Here is a 3,373-nt window from a genome sequence, read left to right as displayed (position 1 = left end):
CTTGGGGGCTGCGCCCCCTGAAGGGGCAAAAGCTGGGGCGCAGCCCCGGTTTTGAGGGGCGCGGGGAACTGCGCGAACGGCCCCCACCCGGCCGCGGACAAACAACGAGCCGGGGGCGCGGCCCCGCTCTTCAGGGGTGGCGGATCTCGTAGAGGTAGCAGCCGTACTCGACGGCCCTGACGTGCACCAGGGCCACCTCGGAGTCGGCGAAGGCCTCCGTGAGGGCCGCGTCCAGTGCCGCGTCGGGCTGGTCAGGGATCTCCAGGAGCCGCCCCCCGAGGATGTGCCCCTCGGCGGAGTACCGGCGCAGGACGCGCAGAACGCCCGGCCGCGCGAAGGGGTGCCCGGCGAGGTCAGGGCCCGCACACTCCTCGGCGTGGACGAAGACGGGCCCCTGTTCGTCGTACGCGCCCGGCCGCGCACGCGTCCGCGCGGCCCAGCGCCGCAGCGGCGCGTACGAGACGAGGGCGATGCGCTCCCCCGGTTCACTGCGCCGCAGGCAGCAGCGGAGCGGGGCCCCGCCCTCCGGGTCGGTGAAGGGGACGCACGGGAGGCCCGCGTCGTCCGTCGCGCGGAGTTCCTTCAACGCATGGGGTTCGATGGGCCGTACGTGATGGCTGGTCATGGCTCCAGGGTGGCCCCGCATCCCCCACGCACACCGGCGGGAAACGGACATCGCACTCGCGCAGCCGCCGTGGAAGGATGACGCAACTGACCCATCACGAGGAGATGACCGCGTGCCTGGCACAAACCTGACCCGCGAAGAGGCGCAGCAGCGGGCGAAGCTGCTCACCGTTGACTCGTACGAGATCGATCTCGATCTCTCCGGCGCGGTGGAGGGCGGCACCTACCGGTCCGTGACCACGGTGCGCTTCGACTCGGCCGAGACAGGCGTCGGGTCCTTCATCGATCTGGTGGCCCCGGCCGTCCAAGAGGTCGTCCTCAACGGTGACTCCCTCGATCCGGCCGAGGTCTTCAAGGACTCGCGGATCGCGCTGGCGGGCATCCTGGAGGGCCGCAACGTCCTGCGGGTCGTGGCCGACTGCGCGTACACGAACACGGGCGAGGGGCTGCACCGGTTCGTCGACCCGGTCGACCAGCAGGCCTACCTCTACACCCAGTTCGAGGTGCCGGACGCCCGCCGTGTCTTCGCGAGTTTCGAGCAGCCGGATCTGAAGGCCACCTTCCAGTTCACCGTGAAGGCGCCCTCCGGCTGGACCGTCATCTCCAACTCGCCGACGCCGGAACCGAAGGACGACGTCTGGGAGTTCGAGCCGACGCCGCGGATCTCGACGTACATCACGGCGCTGATCCTCGGTCCGTACCACTCGGTGCACAGTGTGTACGAGAAGGACGGGCAGAGTGTCCCGCTGGGCATCTACTGTCGGCCCTCGCTCGCGGAGTTCCTCGACTCGGACGCGATCTTCGAGGTCACGCGGCAGGGCTTCGAGTGGTTCCAGGAGAAGTTCGACTACGCGTACCCGTTCAAGAAGTACGACCAGCTCTTCGTGCCGGAGTTCAACGCGGGCGCGATGGAGAACGCGGGCGCGGTGACCATCCGCGACCAGTACGTGTTCCGGTCGAAGGTGACGGACGCCGCGTACGAGGTGCGGGCCGAGACGATCCTGCACGAGCTGGCCCACATGTGGTTCGGCGACCTCGTGACGATGGAGTGGTGGAACGACCTGTGGCTCAATGAGTCCTTCGCCACCTACACCTCGATCGCCTGCCAGGCGTACGCGCCGGACTCCCGCTGGCCGCACTCCTGGACCACGTTCGCGAACTCCATGAAGACGTGGGCGTACCGGCAGGACCAGCTGCCCTCCACGCACCCGATCATGGCGCAGATCAACGACCTCGACGACGTGCTCGTCAACTTCGACGGCATCACGTACGCCAAGGGCGCCAGCGTCCTGAAGCAGCTCGTGGCGTACGTCGGCGAGGACGAGTTCTTCCGGGGCGTGCAGGCGTACTTCAAGGCGCACGCGTACGGGAACACGCAGCTGTCCGACCTGCTCGGCGCGCTGGAGGAGACCAGCGGGCGCGATCTGGGCACGTGGTCGCAGAAGTGGCTGCAGACGGCCGGTATCAACATCCTGCGCCCGGAGATCGAGACGGACGCGAACGGTGTCATCACCTCGTTCGCGATCCGCCAGGAGGCTCCGGCGCTGCCCGCGGGCGCGAAGGGCGAGCCGACGCTGCGCCCGCACCGCATCGCGGTCGGCCTGTACGACCTGGACGATGCGGAGGGCGGCAGCGGCAAGCTGGTGCGCGGCGAGCGCATCGAGCTGGACGTGGACGGCGAACTGACCGAGGTGCCCCAGCTGGTGGGCAAGCCGCGCGCGGCCGTGATCCTGCTCAACGACGACGACCTGTCGTACGCGAAGGTCCGCCTCGACGAGCAGTCCCTCGCGTTCGTCACCGAGCACCTCGGCGACTTCGAGGCGTCCCTGCCCCGCGCCCTGTGCTGGGCCTCGGCCTGGGACATGACCCGCGACGCCGAGCTGGCGACCCGCGACTACCTCTCGCTGGTGCTGTCCGGCATCGGCAAGGAGTCGGACATCGGCGTCGTGCAGTCGCTGCACCGCCAGGTGCTGACGGCGGTCGAGCTGTACGCCGACCCGAACGCCCGCGAGGCGCTGCTGACCCGCTGGACGGACGCCACGCTGGCCCACCTGCGGTCCTCCGCGGCCGGCGGCGACCACCAGCTGGCCTGGGCGCGCGCGTTCGCGTCGACGGCCCGTACGCCGGAGCAGCTGGACCTCCTGGAGGGTCTGCTGGACGGCCGCGAGGCCGTCGAGGGCCTGGCCGTCGACACCGAGCTGCGCTGGTCGTTCGTGCAGCGGCTCGCGGCGGTGGGCCGCTTCGACGACGCCGAGATCACCAGCGAGTACGAGCGGGACAAGACGGCCGCGGGTGAGCGTCACGCGGCGTCCGCCCGCGCCGCCCGCCCGACCGACGAGGCCAAGGCGGAGGCCTGGGCGTCGGTCGTGGAGTCCGACAAGCTGCCGAACGCCCTGCAGGAGGCCGTGATCGGCGGCTTCGTGCAGTTCGGCCAGCGTGAACTGCTCGCCCCGTACACGGACAGGTACTTCGAGGCGGTCAAGGGCGTCTGGGACTCGCGTTCGCACGAGATGGCCCAGCAGATCGCGGTCGGCCTCTACCCGACGGTGCAGGTCTCCGCGGACACCCTGGCGACGACGGACGAGTGGCTGGCCTCGGCCGAGCCGAGCGCGGCACTGCGCCGGCTGATCTCGGAGTCCCGCTCGGGCGTGGAACGCGCCCTGAAGGCCCAGGCGGCGGACACGGCGGCTTCGGCGGCGACCCCGACCGGCGAGTAGCAGAACGGAAGCGGCGCTTCCCGGGTCGCGGC

The 3,373-nt window shown here is 70.4% G+C and carries 2 protein-coding genes; one reads left to right on the top strand and one right to left on the bottom strand.

The annotated features are described in order from the left end of the window. Positions 1-130: 130 nt before the first annotated feature. Positions 131-625 (bottom strand): DUF1203 domain-containing protein, encoded by a 495-nt coding sequence (locus ACFVH5_RS44130; RefSeq protein ID WP_385839327.1) that lies wholly within the window; start codon positions 623-625, stop codon positions 131-133. Between the two features lie 112 nt (positions 626-737). Here ACFVH5_RS44130 and pepN point away from each other — a divergent pair, with 112 nt between their 5' ends. After that, positions 738-3,341, top strand: a complete 2,604-nt coding sequence (pepN, locus tag ACFVH5_RS44125) for an aminopeptidase N (RefSeq protein WP_385839326.1) — start codon at positions 738-740, stop codon at positions 3,339-3,341. Positions 3,342-3,373 lie beyond the last annotated feature (32 nt).

Origin of the sequence: Streptomyces sp. NPDC127119 (assembly GCF_042677425.1) — a bacterium.
Classification (GTDB): Bacteria; Actinomycetota; Actinomycetes; order Streptomycetales; family Streptomycetaceae; genus Streptomyces.
This window is presented reverse-complemented; position numbering and strand designations above follow the sequence as displayed.